Source organism: Nocardiopsis sp. iso_40 (assembly GCF_056173285.1).
Map to the genome: position 1 here is coordinate 3,325,097 of NZ_CM149666.1, position 14,817 is coordinate 3,339,913.

At 71.3% G+C, this 14,817-nt stretch carries 14 protein-coding genes; 7 read left to right on the top strand and 7 right to left on the bottom strand.

The window, feature by feature from the left end:
• Nucleotides 1–42 precede the first annotated feature (42 nt).
• On the top strand, nucleotides 43–1,002 hold the full coding sequence (gene speB, locus AC0VYD_RS14590) for an agmatinase (protein WP_473039443.1): 960 nt from the start codon (nucleotides 43–45) through the stop codon (nucleotides 1,000–1,002).
• 367 nt (nucleotides 1,003–1,369) lie between these two features.
• On the opposite strand, the gene AC0VYD_RS14595 is transcribed toward speB, so the two are convergent.
• The 3 genes from AC0VYD_RS14595 to ddaH form a co-directional block, all read right to left on the bottom strand.
• Nucleotides 1,370–2,383 carry an alpha/beta hydrolase gene (locus AC0VYD_RS14595; protein WP_475476081.1) on the bottom strand — a complete coding sequence of 338 codons (1,014 nt, stop codon included), beginning with the start codon at nucleotides 2,381–2,383 and terminating at the stop codon, nucleotides 1,370–1,372.
• Between the two features lie 442 nt (nucleotides 2,384–2,825).
• Nucleotides 2,826–3,449, bottom strand: a complete 624-nt coding sequence (locus AC0VYD_RS14600; RefSeq protein ID WP_475476082.1) for a TetR/AcrR family transcriptional regulator — start codon at nucleotides 3,447–3,449, stop codon at nucleotides 2,826–2,828.
• 206 nt (nucleotides 3,450–3,655) lie between these two features.
• Nucleotides 3,656–4,492, bottom strand: a complete 837-nt coding sequence (gene ddaH, locus AC0VYD_RS14605) for a dimethylargininase (RefSeq protein ID WP_475476083.1) — start codon at nucleotides 4,490–4,492, stop codon at nucleotides 3,656–3,658.
• A 444-nt stretch (nucleotides 4,493–4,936) separates the two neighbouring features.
• On the opposite strand from ddaH, the gene AC0VYD_RS14610 reads away from it, so the two are divergent.
• Entirely contained in the window at nucleotides 4,937–6,031 is a 1,095-nt protein-coding gene (locus AC0VYD_RS14610; protein ID WP_475476084.1) for a Zn-dependent alcohol dehydrogenase, read from the top strand.
• A gap of 92 nt (nucleotides 6,032–6,123) precedes the next feature.
• On the opposite strand, the gene AC0VYD_RS14615 is transcribed toward AC0VYD_RS14610, so the two are convergent.
• Nucleotides 6,124–6,975, bottom strand: a complete 852-nt coding sequence (locus tag AC0VYD_RS14615) for a hypothetical protein (protein ID WP_475476085.1) — start codon at nucleotides 6,973–6,975, stop codon at nucleotides 6,124–6,126.
• A gap of 233 nt (nucleotides 6,976–7,208) precedes the next feature.
• Here AC0VYD_RS14615 and AC0VYD_RS14620 point away from each other — a divergent pair, with 233 nt between their 5' ends.
• Both AC0VYD_RS14620 and AC0VYD_RS14625 read left to right on the top strand, forming a co-directional pair.
• The gene (locus tag AC0VYD_RS14620; RefSeq protein ID WP_475476086.1) at nucleotides 7,209–8,873 is read left to right on the top strand and encodes an FAD-binding dehydrogenase; all 1,665 of its coding nucleotides are present in this window, start codon (nucleotides 7,209–7,211) and stop codon (nucleotides 8,871–8,873) included.
• A gap of 150 nt (nucleotides 8,874–9,023) precedes the next feature.
• Nucleotides 9,024–9,674 carry a Uma2 family endonuclease gene (locus AC0VYD_RS14625; RefSeq protein ID WP_475476087.1) on the top strand — a complete coding sequence of 217 codons (651 nt, stop codon included), beginning with the start codon at nucleotides 9,024–9,026 and terminating at the stop codon, nucleotides 9,672–9,674.
• A gap of 67 nt (nucleotides 9,675–9,741) precedes the next feature.
• Here the strand turns inward: AC0VYD_RS14625 and AC0VYD_RS14630 are convergent, their stop codons facing one another.
• Together AC0VYD_RS14630 and AC0VYD_RS14635 are read right to left on the bottom strand one after the other, a co-directional pair.
• Nucleotides 9,742–9,984 (bottom strand): type II toxin-antitoxin system antitoxin, encoded by a 243-nt coding sequence (locus tag AC0VYD_RS14630; RefSeq protein ID WP_475476088.1) that lies wholly within the window; start codon nucleotides 9,982–9,984, stop codon nucleotides 9,742–9,744.
• 16 nt (nucleotides 9,985–10,000) lie between these two features.
• Nucleotides 10,001–10,909 (bottom strand): SPFH domain-containing protein, encoded by a 909-nt coding sequence (locus AC0VYD_RS14635; protein ID WP_475476089.1) that lies wholly within the window; start codon nucleotides 10,907–10,909, stop codon nucleotides 10,001–10,003.
• Between the two features lie 123 nt (nucleotides 10,910–11,032).
• Between AC0VYD_RS14635 and AC0VYD_RS14640 the strand changes: the two genes are divergently transcribed.
• Together AC0VYD_RS14640 and AC0VYD_RS14645 are read left to right on the top strand one after the other, a co-directional pair.
• On the top strand, nucleotides 11,033–11,530 hold the full coding sequence (locus AC0VYD_RS14640) for a PH domain-containing protein (protein WP_475476090.1): 498 nt from the start codon (nucleotides 11,033–11,035) through the stop codon (nucleotides 11,528–11,530).
• Nucleotides 11,527–13,290, top strand: a complete 1,764-nt coding sequence (locus AC0VYD_RS14645) for a PH domain-containing protein (RefSeq protein ID WP_475476091.1) — start codon at nucleotides 11,527–11,529, stop codon at nucleotides 13,288–13,290. Before AC0VYD_RS14640 ends, AC0VYD_RS14645 begins: the two co-directional genes overlap by 4 nt.
• A gap of 106 nt (nucleotides 13,291–13,396) precedes the next feature.
• On the opposite strand, the gene AC0VYD_RS14650 is transcribed toward AC0VYD_RS14645, so the two are convergent.
• A complete protein-coding gene (locus tag AC0VYD_RS14650; RefSeq protein ID WP_475476092.1) occupies nucleotides 13,397–13,801 on the bottom strand; it encodes an STAS domain-containing protein in 405 nt (134 codons plus the stop codon).
• A 403-nt stretch (nucleotides 13,802–14,204) separates the two neighbouring features.
• Between AC0VYD_RS14650 and AC0VYD_RS14655 the strand changes: the two genes are divergently transcribed.
• Complete coding sequence (locus AC0VYD_RS14655) at nucleotides 14,205–14,741, top strand: NUDIX hydrolase family protein (RefSeq protein WP_191269500.1); 537 nt, start codon at nucleotides 14,205–14,207, stop codon at nucleotides 14,739–14,741.
• Nucleotides 14,742–14,817: the final 76 nt, after the last annotated feature.

Below are 14,817 nucleotides of genomic sequence, written 5' to 3' on the forward strand. Positions count from 1 at the left end.
GACACCGGCGTCAGACCGCACCGACGAACAGGACCGGACCGTATGAACAGCCCGATCGGCCCCACCGACTCCAGCCTCGTCCCGCGTTTCGCGGGTCCGGCGACCTTCGCCCGGCTGCCCCGCATCGACCAGGTCGAGCGTGCCGACGTCGCCGTGATCGGCGTGCCCTTCGACACCGGGGTGTCCTACCGACCCGGTGCCCGCTTCGGTCCCTCCGCGATCCGCGAGGCCAGCCGCCTGCTGCGGCCCTACCACCCGGGTCTGGACGTGGCCCCGTTCGAGCAGTTCCAGGTGGTCGACGGCGGCGACATCGCCGTGAACCCGTTCTCCGTCGGCGACGCCGTGGAGACCCTGGACCAGGGCGCCTCGAAGTTCGTCGAGGCCGGAACCCGACTGGTCACCCTGGGCGGCGACCACACGATCGCGCTGCCGCTGCTGCGTTCGCTGTACCGGCAGCACGGCCCGATCGCCCTGCTGCACTTCGACGCCCACCTGGACACCTGGGACACCTACTTCGGTGAGCCCTACACGCACGGCACCCCGTTCCGCCGGGCCGTGGAGGAGGGCATCCTCGACACCGAGGCGATCGCGCACGTGGGCACCCGCGGGCCGCTGTACGGCAAGCGCGACCTGGAGGACGACCGCCGGTTCGGCTTCGGCATCGTGACCGCCGCCGACGTGCTGCGCAAGGGGGTGGACGAGATCGCCGACGCGTTGCGCCAGCGGATCGGGAACCGGCCGCTGTACGTCTCCGTGGACATCGACGTCCTCGACCCGGCGCACGCCCCCGGAACCGGCACCCCGGAGGCGGGCGGCATCACCAGCCGCGAACTGCTGGAGATCCTGCGCGGACTGGCCGACCTGAACCTGGTGGGCGCCGACGTGGTGGAGGTCGCCCCGGCCTACGACCACGCCCAGATCACCTCCACCGCCGCCTCGCACGTGGCCTACGACCTGGTCAGCCTGTTGGCCCTCAACCACCGCGGACAGACGGGAAGCTGAGCCGGGCGGTCCCGCACGCCCCCGGCACCGCCCGGGAAGGGCTCAGACCCCGGCGGGCCTGCGGAACCGCAGGTGGGACCAGGTGAGTTGGGAGAAGGGTTCGCCTTTGCACAGGTGGACCAGTAAGAGCAGGCCCTGCTGTGCCGGGCCCACCGCCACCGGGACCCGGTCCTGGCCCGGTGGCGGTGGGCCCGGGTGCGCCGCTCTGCCCACGGTCACCGTTTCCCGGGCCCGGCCCCTGGATGCCAGGGGCAGCAACGAGCTCGCCGCCGACCGATTCCTCGGAAGAGCGCCCACGGGAGCGCCCACGGCAGCACCCCAGGCCCTGCGTCGGCGGGGTCGGGGCCCGCCCCCGCCGACGGCCTGGTCAGCGCACGGGCACCCCGGAGCGCTGACCGGCCTGCTGGCGCGGCACGGCCGACCGGGTGCCCAGCACGTCGGCCAGGAAGTCCGTCGCCAGCAGCAGCGCGGCCTTGTTCGCATGGGTGTCGCGCATGCTGTCGACCATCATGAAGTCGTGGATCATCCCCTGGAAACGGACCGCCGTCACCGGCACCCCCGCCTCCCGCAAGCGGTTCGCGTACGCTTCGCCCTCGTCGCGCAGCACGTCCGCCTCACCGTTGAGCACCATCGCCGGGGGCAGGCCCCTCAGCTCGTCCAGCGACGCCCGCAGCGGCGAGGCGTAGATCTGCGCCCGCTGCTCGGGGTCGGTCGTGTACTGGTCCCAGAACCAGATCATGCCGTCCCGGTTGAGGAAGTACCCGGTGGCGAACTCGTGGTAGGACTCGGTGTCGAAGTCGGCGTTGGTCACCGGGTACAGCAGCGCCTGCCCCTTGAGCTCCACATCCCCGCGGTCCTTGCACATCAGCGCGAGCACAGCGGACATGTTGCCGCCCACCGAGTCCCCGCACACCGCCATGCGCGAACCGTCCAGGTCCTTCTCCGCACCGTGCTCGACCACCCACCGGGCCACCGCGTAGTTCTGCTCGATCGCCGTGGGGTACTTGGCCTCCGGTGCCCGGTCGTACTCGGGGAAGACCACCGCGGCCCCGGTACGCACCGCCAGCTCCCGCACCAGCCGGTCATGGGTGTTGGCGCTGCCGAACACCCAGCCCGCCCCGTGGATGTAGTGGATCACCGGCAGGATCCCGGTCGCCCCGGCCGGGCGCACGATCCGCACGGGCACCTGCCCGGTGGGCCCGCCCTCCACGGTGATCCACTCGTCACCGATCTCGGGCTTGGGCACGCCCTCACCGCTCTGGACGTCCTCCAGAATCTCCCGACCCCGCTCGGGCGGGAGCTGGTAGATGAAGGGCTCGTTCGCGTTGGCGTCGGCGAACTCCTGGGCTGCCTGCTCCAGGACCACCTTGTTCTCGGACATGTCTGCTTCCCCGTTTCAGTCGTCGTCGCGCGGGAGCGGGTCCCAATCGCCTGGGGAGGCACCCGCCGACCGTGTCCGGAACATGCGGAAGGGCCCAGGGATGTCACACCCTAGGAGTCGGCACGGGGTACCACCTGCCCCAGGGACTTTCCGACGGCACCGGGGTGGAAACCGGCTTTCCCGAAAGCTGACCCGTTCCAGGCCCTGAAACGACCTGCACTGCCTGGGTGCGCATCGCGGCCAGCCGGGCAGAGAAACACGGCGACCCTGAGTTCCGCCAGGCTGCTGGAACGGTCCCGGTCTCCGGTCATAACCGTGCGCCGCGACCAGGAGAGACCAGGGCGCACCGATCTGGGCCCGTTGGGAACCCCACTGACCATAGCCTGGGGCAACCGGCTCCCTCGGGAGCCGACTCGGGCCCCCGGCACCGCCCGGGAAGGGCTCAGACCCCGGCGGGCCTGCGGGACCGCAGATGGGACCAGGTGAGTTCGGTGACGTGCCCGGCCATGGCGTCGGGGGTCTCGTCGGGATGGTCCAACAACCAGTCCGCGAAGGCGTCGGCGGTGCTCACCGCGACACGGGCCAGCAGTTGGGCGTCCCGGGGCGCGAGGGCCTCGTATTCACCCCGGGTACAGGCCGTGATCAGCTCGGCGACCTCGGCGGTGACACGGTCGCGCGCCCGGATGGTCTCACCCTCGAAGGGTGCGCCCTGCACGGCCGCCCGCCGGTAGAGAACGGTCCAGCTCTCCCGGTGGGCCACCACGAAGGTGAAGAAGGCCTGCATCCCCCGGCGCAGCGGGTCATCCCCCGGAAGCGCCGAAGGATCGTGCACGGCGTCCCGGACCGCGTCGATGAGCCGTTCCATCTCCCGGCGCACACAGGCGGCGAAAATCCCTTCCTTGGAACCGAGGTAGTGGTAGACGGTCGGCTTGGACGTTCCGGCCGCCTGCGCGATCTCCTCCACGCTGACCGTGTGGTAATCACCGCGGGAGAACGCGAGGACGGCGGCGTCGATCAGCTGCTGTTCCCTGACACGACGCGGGAGTCTGCGCTGTTTGGTCTTCACGGAAACGACCCTATGGGGCTCGGGGACTTTCACCAGGGACCGAGGACACGAGTTCTCCCGGCCGCCGTGCGTGTTTGTCCGCGGTAGCGCTCGTGACCTGTGGCTACCATTCCCGCCCCGGAACGGGTACGTGTCCTTTCCCACACCGGGGGAGGTTTGCGCGGGCGGATACCGCACGGGGGTGCGTGGAATCCGCCCGCGTACCTTCACACGGGTGAGCCCCTCAGTTCGAGGGTGCAGCACTTGGCCCCGCCGCCCGCCTTGCGCAGTTCGTCGAGCTCCACCGGGTGCACCACCAGGCCCCGCGCGCGCAGCCGGTCGGCGAGTCCGGACGCCTCGGCTGCGAGGACGACGTTGCGGCCGTCGCAGACCGCGTTGAGGCCGAGCACCGCAGCGTCCTCCTCGGTGGCCAGGAGCGCGTCGGGGTAGAGGGAGCGCAGCACCCGGCGACTGCCCTCGGAGAAGGCCCCGGGGTAGTAGGCGACCTGGTCCCCGGAGAGCGCGAACAGTGCGGTGTCCAGGTGGTAGAAGCGCGGGTCGACCAGTTGCAGGGTGACGACCGGACGCCCCAGGAGGCGTTCGGCCTCCTGGTGGGCCGCGGCCTCCGTGCGAAAGCCCGTGGCGGCGAGGATCACGTCGTCGAGGGTGATGAAGTCGCCCTCGCCCTCGTTGACGTGTTTGGGGTCCAGGACCTCGGTGTAACCGGCCTTGCGGAACCAGTCCAGGTAGGCCGGCCCCTCCGGGGTGCGTTCGGCGCTGGCGAACCGGGCACCGTAGACGCGCCCGTCCACGACCAGCGCCCCGTTGGCCGCGAAGACCATGTCGGGCAGTCCTTCGATCGGCGCGATCTCGCTGACCCGGTGGCCCAGGGACAGGTAGAGGTCCCGGAGCCCCGCCCACTGGCGGATCGCGCGTTCGCGGTCCACGCCCGCGGCCGGATCCATCCAGGGGTTGATCGCGTATTCCACCGCGAAGTAGGTGGGACGGCACATCAGATAGTGCCGCGGCGTCGCCGCGGGCGCCGAACTGACGGGTCGAACCATGGAACCTCCCCGTTGAGGTGCGCCGGAAGCCGAACGGCCCGTGGTGGTACAGGCATTTACCACCGCGGTTTCCAGGCGGATAAAAGTGGGATACCCGCGCCGGAGGCCCGCCAATATAGGCTTTTCCATAAAGTGGGCCCGCCCCGGGCGGAGGGAGGCAGGCGGAAAGGGGCGCGCGGGAACGGTTCACCGGTGCGCTCCGTGGGAGCCCTCGCCGACAGGTCGGCCGGCCGGGCGCGTCGGGGCCCGGCGGAGGCCGGAGCGGTTCGGGCGTTCGCCCCGGCGGGTCGTCGCTGGTCCGGAGCCCGGGGACCGCTCTGCGCCGGAACCCGCGGCGCGGGCCCGGATCCACCTCCCCGGACCGGTGGTCCGGCAACCCCGCACTACCAACCGACCGGACGGTATTGCTAGGGTCGCGGCAGTTCCGCGATTGGAGACCTCCTCATGAGTACGACCGTCAAGGCAGCCGTCTTCCACGAGACCGACGCACCCCCCGAGATCCGCGAGGTCGTCCTGCCCGACCCCGGTCCGGGCGAGGTGAGGGTGCGGATGGTCGCGGCGGGCGTGTGCCACTCCGACCTCTCCCTGGCCAACGGAACCCTCGCCCAGCCCTGGCCCGCGGTCCTGGGCCACGAGGGAACGGGCACCGTCGAGGCGATCGGCCCCGGCGTCACCGAGTTCTCGCCCGGCCAACAGGTCATCCTGAACTGGGCGCCGCCCTGCCGTGCGTGCTGGTTCTGCGATCAGGGCGAACCCTACCTGTGCGAGCACGCCCTGGACCGGATGCTCTCCCCCTACGCCGAACTCACCGACGGCACCCCGGTCCACCCGGGGCTGAACACCGGCGCCTTCGCCGAGGCCACGATCGTTCCGGTCGGCGCGCTCGTCCCGCTGCCGGACGGGATCGACCTGGCGGTCGCGGCGATGCTGGGCTGCGCGGCGATCACCGGATGGGGCGCCGTCAACAACGCCGCCAAGCTGCGGGCGGGCCAGTCCGCTCTGGTGCTGGGGCTGGGCGGGGTGGGCCTGTCCCTCCTCCAGGCCGCCCGGATGGCGGGGGCCGACCCGCTGATCGCGGTCGACGTCTCCGCGGAGAAGGAGGAGCTGGCCCGTTCCCTGGGCGCCACCGAGTTCCTGGTCACCGACCCGAAGGTGCACAGGTCGGTGCGCAAGCTGACCGGCGGGCGGGGGGTCGACCACGCCTTCGAGGTGGTCGGCAAGGCCCAGGTGGTGCGTACCGCGTGGAACTCGTCCCGCCGGGGCGGCACCGTGACGGTGGTGGGGTTGGGCTCGAAGAAGGACGAGGTCTCCTTCAACTCCCTGGAGCTGTTCCACCAGGCACGCACGCTCCAGGGGTGCGTGTACGGCTCCAGCGACCCGGCCCGGGACATCCCGGTGCTCGCCGAGGCGGTCCGTGCGGGAGAGCTGAAGCTCGCCGCGATGATCACCGACGAGATCTCGCTGGAGGGCGTCCCCGAGGCCTTCGAGCGCATGCGCCAGGGCAAGGGCGGCAGGTCACTGGTGCGCTTCGGCGCCTGACCCGGCACCCCGGGCAACGACGCACACGTCGAGGCCCCCGGAACCTTGGGTTCAAGGGGCCTCGACGTGTGCCCCCGTGCCGGGGAGCGGGCTCAGCGGCCGGGGCGCTCGACCGGGTTGCCGTCGGCGTCGAGCACGGTCACCTCGAGCGGCGGCAGCGGCCGGGAGACCCGTGGGACCGGCATACCCGTCATGGCACGCTCCGCCCCCAGCATGACCGCTCCGTAGGAGCCCCAGACCAGGAGCGGGACCAGCAGCGAACCGGGGAGCACCGTCGCGTAGAGGAACAGCCCCAGGGCTGTCAGGCAGGACATCACCAGGATCTGGCCCCCGCCGTGCCCCACGGACTGCCAACCGCCGAGCAGGCCGAGGACGACGACGGCCAGCATCGGCTCGGTGAGCGTCGCCAGCAGCGGGAAGAGGACCACGTACACCACGAGGACCTGGGAGAACACGTTCAGGGCGAAGACCAGGGCCCGTACCCGGTGTTCGCGCAGGTCCCTGGGGAGCAGCAGGAACTGGTCGCGGTCGGTTCCGGCCGGCACCACGCCCGAGCGCAGGTACCGCAGCACCCGCAGGTTCGCCCTGACCAGCACGGCGAGGAAGTACACGAAGCCCGCGGCGAGGCCCGCCGCCAGGAGCACCAGCCCGGGAGAGCCCCTGTCGGCGAAGGTGAGCGGAGCCAGACCGATGTCGGCCGGTGTCACCGCGGCGGCCGTCCCGACGAAGGCCATCACCAGCAGGACCTCAGCGAGGACGCACCAGCCGCCCAGGTGCAACGCCATACGGTGCGCCTTCGCGCGTTCGTCCGCGAGGAGCAGCTCCTGGAAGCGGGAGTTCCACGACCGCAGCAGCGGAGGCGCGAACACCTGGCAGAGGAGGAGGGCCAGGCCGATCCAGGCGGCCGCCGGACCGAGGTCGAGGGTCGGGGGATGGAAGTACACGGGGGACTCTTTCTCGGAGGAACACACTGTGACCTGCGATGACCGTGGTGAGCGGGGCCACGGGGTCGCAGCAGCGCGATTCTGTCCGATCCGCACTCTTTTGTCACACTCTGACAAATGATGTGGCGCGCAACACACACCGCTCTTGCCGTCGGCGGCACGCGGGTGCACAGTCGTCACCATCGCGCACACCGTGCCCGCGCCGGGCGCGGACGACCCCCGAGGAGAACCGCATGGGTACCGGAGTCGACCAGGCCGACGCCATCGTCGTCGGCGCAGGGCTGGCCGGACTGGCAGCGGCGGCGGAACTGGCCGACGCGGGCAGACGGGTGATCCTGCTGGACCAGGAACCCGAGCAGTCCCTGGGCGGACAGGCGTTCTGGTCCTTCGGCGGGCTGTTCTTCGTCGACTCACCCGAACAGCGCCGTATGGGCATCAGGGACTCCAGGGAACTGGCCCTCCAGGACTGGATGGGCACCGCCGCCTTCGACCGCCCCGAGGACGAGTGGCCGCGCAGGTGGGCCGAGGCCTACGTGGACTTCGCCGCCGGGGAGAAGTACTCCTGGCTGCGCCAGCAGGGCCTCAAGCTCTTCCCCATCGTGGGCTGGGCCGAGCGCGGCGGCTACCTCGCCGACGGGCACGGCAACTCCGTGCCCCGCTTCCACATCACCTGGGGGACCGGCCCCGGCGTGGTCGAGCCCTTCGAGCGCCGGGTCCGCGCCGCGGCCGAGCGCGGCCTGGTCTCCCTGCGCTTCCGGCACCGGGTGGACGAGCTCGTCGTGACCGACGGCACGGTCACCGGCGTGCGCGGCACGGTGCTGGCGCCGAGCGACATCGAACGGGGACAGGCCAGCAACCGGGACGCCGCGGGCGAGTTCGAGGTCGGCGCGCAGACCGTCATCGTGACCTCCGGCGGCATCGGCGCCAACCACGACCTGGTGCGCCGGAACTGGCCCGAACGGCTGGGCACCGCGCCCGAGCACATGCTCTCGGGTGTGCCCGCCCACGTGGACGGCCGGATGCTCGGCATCACCGAGAGGGCCGGCGGCGAGATCATCAACCGCGACCGGATGTGGCACTACACCGAGGGCATCCAGAACTGGGACCCGATCTGGGCCGGGCACGGCATCCGGATCCTGCCCGGCCCCTCGTCCCTGTGGCTGGACGCGACCGGCAAACGGCTGCCCGCCCCGTACTTCCCGGGCTTCGACACCCTGGGGACCCTGGACCACATCATGAGGAGCGGGCACGAGTACACGTGGTTCGTGCTCTCGCAGAAGATCATCGAGAAGGAGTTCGGCCTCTCCGGCTCCGAGCAGAACCCCGACCTGACCGGCAAGGACCTCAAGCTGGTCCTCCAGCGGGTGCTGCCCGGCGCCCCCGGGCCGGTGGAGGCCTTCAAGCAGCACGGGGCCGACTTCGTGGTCGCGGACAGGCTGCCCGAACTGATCCGCAGGATGAAGGAGATCTCCGGAGACGACGCGCTCGACGCCGACACCGTGACCCGCGAGGTGGTGGCCCGCGACCGGGAGATGGCCAACACCTTCACCAAGGACCTCCAGGTCATGGCGATCCACGGGGCCCGCAACTACAGGGGCGACCGGATCGCCCGGGTGGCGGCCCCGCACCAGATCCTCGACCCGAAGTCGGGGCCGCTGATCGCGGTGCGCCTGCACATCCTGACCCGCAAGACGCTGGGCGGCCTGCACACCGACCTGGACGCGCGGGTACTGCGCGCCGACGGCACCCCGCTGCCCGGGTTGTACGCGGCCGGCGAGGTCGCCGGGTTCGGCGGCGGCGGCGTGCACGGCTACCGCTCCCTGGAGGGCACCTTCCTGGGCGGCTGCATCTTCTCCGGCCGGACCGCGGGCCGGGCCGCCGCGGCCGCTCTGGGTTAGGGCTGGCGGAGGCGGGGGCGGGTGCCACCGCCAGTTACGGGCATCCCCGGAAGGCGAACGATGTGGGCACTTACTCGCGAATCCAGCGATTCCCACCCCGCACGCCCCGGAGCCCCGACACGCTGGTCTCCATGCGATCAAGGAGGCATTATGACTGTCATGGCTACCAGCAAGGCGGATCTGGAACCGGCACCGCTCACCGTGGACGACCTGCGACGCACGCCGGACGACGGACGGCGCTACGAGCTGGTCGACGGGAGGCTTGACGTGTCTCCCGCTCCCGTCAGCTTCCACACTCTCGTCACCGGGCGTCTCACCACTCATCTCAGCAACTGTGCTCCCACAGGAGTCCTGGTCATGGACGGCCCTGGTATCACTCTCAACCCGGAGCGAACGCGTCACCGCATCCCCGACGTCGCCGTGATCAGGAACCAGGACTTCCAGATGCCGTACACGACCAAACCTCCGCTACTGGCTGTGGAGGTGGTCTCCCCCGAGAGTGTTCTGCGGGACCACCACACCAAACGCCGCGAGTACGCGGAGTTCGGGATCCCCTCGTACTGGCTGATCACCCCGGACCGAGACGAACCGAGCATCATCGAGCTGCGGTTGAAGAACGGCGAGTACACCGAGGTGGCCGCAGCCTTCGGGGCGGCGGTACTGGACACCGAGCTGCCCTTCCCGGTGCGCGTCGCACCTCAGTGGCTACTGCGACTGGACGGCGACTGGCGTCAGCACATCGGCGGCCCGGAGGACGCGAGGACGGCAGAGGAAGCGGAGCAGCCGGAGAGCGACGCGTAGGCCCCCGACACGACGGCGCGGAGCCGGGTGCCCCCTTCGGGTACCCGGCTCCCGCACGTTCTCGGGGTCATTCCCGCGCGCTTCCCGTCTCCCCGGAATCCTCCCCGGGGTCGGGCCCGGTTCTGCGGGGTCTGCCCCTGCGGGGGATGTCCCCCGCCTCCTCGGGCATCCGTCCCGCCTCGTCCAGGGCACGGCGCAGGAGGAACTCGATCTGGGCGTTGGTACTGCGCAACTCGTGCCCGGCCCAGCGCGCGATCGCGTCATGGACGGCGGGGTCGAGCCGCAGCAGTACCTTCTTGCGCTCGGGCACGGCACCTCACCCGGATCTACTGGTAGAGGGTCCCGGTGTTGACGACGGGACTGGCGGGGCGGTCCGAGCACAGCACCACGAGCAGGTTGCTGACCATGGCTGCCTTGCGCTCTTCGTCGAGGTCCACCACGTTCTCGTCCGCCAGACGCTCCAGGGCTCGGTCGACCAGGCTGACGGCACCCTCGACGATCTCGGCGCGGGCCGCGATCATGGCGCTGGCCTGCTGGCGCTGCAGCATGGCCTGGGCGATCTCGGGGGCGTAGGCCAGGTGGGTGAACCGGGACTCCACGATCTTCACACCCGCCGCGTCGACCCGCTCGGCGACCTCCTTGGACAGCTGTTCGGTGATGGCGTCGGCGCTGTCGCGCAGTGACGGAGCGGCCTCGTCGCCGTAGGAGTCGTAGGGGTACTTGCCCGCGATGTGCCGGACCGCGGCCTCGGTCTGGGTGGAGACGAACTGGATGAAGTCGTCCACCTCGAAGGAGGCCCGGGCGGTGTCCTCAACCTGCCAGACGACGACGGCCGCGATCTCGATCGGGCTGCCGGAGGCGTCGTTGACCTTCATGACGGAGGTCTCGTGGTTGCGGATCCTGGTGGAGATCGCGTTGCGCACGGTCAGCGGGTTGACCCAGCGCAGACCGTCGGTGCGGATGGTTCCGACGTAGCGGCCGAAGAACTGGACGACCTGGGCCTCGTTGGGCGCGACCATGGTCAGCCCGATCGAGAGCACGAGGCCGACGGCGGCGATCACGACACCCACGGCGATCAGCGCTCCGGGAAACCCGATCAGCGGCAGGAGGGCGATCCCGCCGCCGCCGAGGAACAGTACGACGGCCACCGCGAACACGGGGATCCCGCCGTAGCCGAAGGCCGCGCGCTCCCGGTACTGCGGTGCGGGTCTGGTGACACTGGGGGTGTCGCTCATCGGTTTTCCGCCCTCCTGGGCTGCCGCTCTTTCAGGTGATGACTTGAGCATAGCATTGTGATATCACTTTTAATAGGCACCCCGCCCCCCCGGGGCCACCGACCGAGAGGAGACGTCGACCCGATGAACACCGACGCCCCACGCCTGCGCCCGCCCAACCACCGTGTGGACCGACGCGCCGTCTGGTGGTGGACGACCCGGTCCCTCGCGGTGACGGTCGTCCTCACCGTCGTACCCGTGGTGCCCGCGCTGATCTGGGAGCCGGTGCGTCCGTGGTTCCTGCTCGCCGCCGGGATCCTGGGCGGGGTCGGGCTCCTGATCACCGTGGCGATGCCGCAGTGGCGTTTCCGCGTCCACCGCTGGGAGATCACCGACACCGCCGTCTACACCGCCAGCGGGTGGCTCTGGCAGGAGTGGCGGGTCGCCCCGATGTCGCGCATCCAGACCGTCGACACCGCGCGCGGCCCCCTGCAGAGAGTGTTCGGGCTGTCGAGCGTGACCGTGACGACCGCGTCCGCCGCCGGCCCCATCGAGATCAGCGGCCTGGACCACACGTTGGCGACCGAGGTCGCCGACCAGCTCACCGACAGCACCGAGGCGATCCCGGGGGACGCGACATGACCTCCCACGACGACCGCCGCCCGGACGGGGAACAGCACGGGGAGCTCCCGCACGGACAGGACCGGCAGCCCGGCCAGAACGAGGAGGTCCGGTGGGAGGGCCTGAGCACGCTCAGCGTGTGGGCCAGCACCGTGGTCGTGGCACTGTTCATGGTGCCCGCCGCGATCGTCGGGACCGTCGTCCTGTTCGTCGTGGACGTCTCGAGCCTGTGGGCGCTGCTGCCCCTGCCCGCGACCCTGGCCTTCATCGCCCTGATGACCTACCTCGACCTGCTCCGGCTCCGCGCCACCCGGTACCGGGTCACCCCCGAACGCATGGAGATGCGCTCGGGGATCATCGCCAAGGCCTACCGTTCCATCCCCCGGGAACGCGTGCGCAGCGTGGACGTGGCCGCACCGGTCTACGTGCGGATCTTCGGCCTGTGCTCGGTGACCGTGGGGACCGGCGAGTCGGCCGGTGCGGGCGGCACCGACCAGCTCCAGCTGCTCTACGTCACGGCGGGACAGGGTGAGCGACTGCGCCGCGAGCTCCTGCGCAGGACCGCACCGGCCGCGGGCCCCCCGGACGGCGGGGAGGGCGGCGACGAGGAGGCCGAGGACGAGGGGACCGAACTGGTCCGGCTGAACCCGCGCTGGTTCGCCTACGCGCCCGCCACCACCGCGACCCTCGGTGTCGGGCTCGGTGTGATCGCCGCCCTGATCGGCCTCAACGCGCAGACCGGCGGCCACGGCTGGCAGTGGATCTCCGAACAGGCCGACCTGCCCAGCGCCCAGGAGATGTCCAGCTTCGTGATGGGCCGACTGCTGGTGGTCCTGCCCGTCGCCCTGCTCGGTCTGCTGCTGTCCGGGGTGGTCGTCCTGGTCGCCACCGCGGTGGAGACCTGGTGGGACTACCGGCTCGTCCGCGAGCAGGACGGCACGGTGCGGCTGCGCCGGGGACTGCTGACCAGTGTGTCCCTGTCGGTGGAGGGCCGCCGTCTCAACGGTGTGGTCCTGCGCGAACCGTTCGTGCTGCGCTCGGTGGGCGGGGCGTCCATCAGGGCGGTGGCGACGGGCCTGTCCGCGGGTGACGCGCAGAAGACCGAGGCCAAGAGCCGCCTGTCCCCCGCGATGCCGGTCAGGCGCGCCCGCGAGCTGGGGGCGGCCCTGATGCGCGAGCCCGACTCCGCGCTGGACGTGCCGTTGGCCCGGCACCCGAAGGCGGCACTACGCCGCAGGTTCACCCGTGCCGCACTCGCCTCCGTGGTCCTCCTTGCTCTGGCCGGGGTGCTCGCGTGGGCGCAACAGCTCGCCACGGAGGCCTGGTGGGACGTCCTCCAGGAGGCCGAGGCGGAGTTCATGCCGGTGCCGTTGATCTCCCCCAGCGCCGAGGCCACCCCGGGCTGGGGATGGATCGCGGTGGCGCTGCTGGGCGTCGTGGCGGCGTTCTGGTACGCGGTCGGTTCCTACCGGGGCCTGGCCCACGGCCTGCACCGCGGGTACCTGGTGGTGCGCAAGGGCATGGCGGTCCGGGACACGGTCACCCTGGAGCGTTCGTCGGTGATCGGCTGGCGGGTCACGCGCTCACCGTTCCAGCGCAGGCTCGGCCTGGCCGACGTGTCGGCGACCACGGCGTCCGGAGAGGGGCTGTACACCGCCCAGGACGTGGGCCTGGGCCAGGGGCTGGCCTGGGCGGACGAGGCCGTCCCCGAACTCCTCGCGCCGTTCCTGGTCCGTGATCAGGGGTCCTCGGAGCCCGAGCGCCCCTCCGCCCTCCCCTAGGGGGCCGCCGACCCGCGGTCGGCGCCCCTCTTCCCCGGGGCGTCGGCCGGGCCGGTACCGGCCGGTCCGGCGCCCGCCCGGGACGCGGACCGGGCGGGAGGGCCGGTCAGGGAACCGGCTTGTCGAAGATGGGTTCGCCGTCCACGCGCAGGCCGCTGGTGTGGGTGAGCGCCATCTCCACCATCGGGTAGACCTCGAACAGGCGCCGCATCCCGAGGGCGTCCAGGACCCGTTCGGCGATGGGCGCCGGCTCGGCGAGGACCACGTGGCGGCCCTGCCGGGTCAGGACCTGGTAGACCGAGACCAGGGCGCGCACTCCGCTCGCGTCGAAGAAGCCGAGACCGGACATGTCCACGACCAGGCAGTCGCACCGGGACGCCTCCGCGGCCTGGAGCAACCGGTCACGCAGGTGGTCGGCGGTGGCCAGGTCCACTTCACCGTGGACGCGCACCACCGTCGCTCCCGTACAGGGAAAACGTTCCTGGGCCGAGAACAGGGCATCCTTCGCCACTCGGGCCACCTCTCACCGGACGTAACCTTTCCACTACGCAACCGCGTACGAGATCGTAACCTCTCCAGGTAGGTTCCGGGAGGCCCTCCATGAGAAAAACCCTCGAATCCTCGCGGGTGTGGCCTCAAGGACACCTCGGCGTCACCCTCCTCGGCCTTCGACCGTGATCTCGCGCGGGCCCCGCCCGGGGCCCGCCCTCTTCTCTCGGACACTCCCGGAAAGGCACCCGCACCGTGCTTTCCGCGCGCCGGTGCGGTAGAAGCGGTACTTGGACACCCGTGTGACGGTCGGTGTGCCACCGCCCCCCACGGGGTACGGGGTCGCCGCCCCCATGGACACGCAGAGAGCGAAGGGAGGGAGCGGCACGCCCGCTGCCCCGCGCAACCGGACGGCCGCGAACCCGATGACCGAAACCGCCGACACCCAGCCCGGCTGGTTCTCCTCCGCGGAGCTGGAGAGCGTCCGCGCCCGCATACCCGTGCTCTACGTCCAGGCGGTACCCGTCCGAGTGGACGAGGCCGGTTCGGTCACCCACGTGGGGCTGCTGATGCGAGCCGACCCCGACGGCACCTTCAACCGTTCGGTGGTCTCCGGGCGGGTGCTGTACCACGAGCGGGTCCGGGACGCGCTCCTGCGCCATCTGGAGAAGGACCTGGGACCGGTCGCCCTGCCCCGCATCCCCAGTTCCCCCCAGCCCTTCACCGTCGCCGAGTACTTCCCCACCCCGGGCGTGACCCCGTTCCACGACCCCCGCCAGCACGCTGTGGCCATGGCCTATGTCGTCCCGGTGAGCGGTGACTGCCAGCCCCGCCAGGACGCCCTGGACCTGGTGTGGTTCACCCCGGAGGAGGCCACCAGCCCGCAGGTGCGCGCGGAGATGCCCGGCGGTCAGGGCGTGCTGGTCCGCCAGGCGCTCGCCTACGTCGGCCACGCCCCCTGACCGGACGCGTTCCCCGGCGGGGCTCTCCCCGCCGGGGTCTCCCCCGCCGCGTGTCCGGGCTCCGGGGCGCGTTGCG

What these genes read in the sequence shown, in the direction of transcription:
- AC0VYD_RS14610 (WP_475476084.1), top strand. Translation starts at nt 4,937, where the DNA reads ATGAGTACGACCGTCAAGGCAGCCGTCTTCCACGAGACCGACGCACCC.
- AC0VYD_RS14595 (WP_475476081.1), bottom strand. Translation starts at nt 2,383, where the DNA reads ATGTCCGAGAACAAGGTGGTCCTGGAGCAGGCAGCCCAGGAGTTCGCC.
- ddaH (WP_475476083.1), bottom strand. Translation starts at nt 4,492, where the DNA reads ATGGTTCGACCCGTCAGTTCGGCGCCCGCGGCGACGCCGCGGCACTAT.
- AC0VYD_RS14645 (WP_475476091.1), top strand. Translation starts at nt 11,527, where the DNA reads ATGACCTCCCACGACGACCGCCGCCCGGACGGGGAACAGCACGGGGAG.
- AC0VYD_RS14655 (WP_191269500.1), top strand. Translation starts at nt 14,205, where the DNA reads ATGACCGAAACCGCCGACACCCAGCCCGGCTGGTTCTCCTCCGCGGAG.
- AC0VYD_RS14640 (WP_475476090.1), top strand. Translation starts at nt 11,033, where the DNA reads ATGAACACCGACGCCCCACGCCTGCGCCCGCCCAACCACCGTGTGGAC.
- AC0VYD_RS14625 (WP_475476087.1), top strand. Translation starts at nt 9,024, where the DNA reads ATGACTGTCATGGCTACCAGCAAGGCGGATCTGGAACCGGCACCGCTC.
- AC0VYD_RS14635 (WP_475476089.1), bottom strand. Translation starts at nt 10,909, where the DNA reads ATGAGCGACACCCCCAGTGTCACCAGACCCGCACCGCAGTACCGGGAG.
- speB (WP_473039443.1), top strand. Translation starts at nt 43, where the DNA reads ATGAACAGCCCGATCGGCCCCACCGACTCCAGCCTCGTCCCGCGTTTC.
- AC0VYD_RS14620 (WP_475476086.1), top strand. Translation starts at nt 7,209, where the DNA reads ATGGGTACCGGAGTCGACCAGGCCGACGCCATCGTCGTCGGCGCAGGG.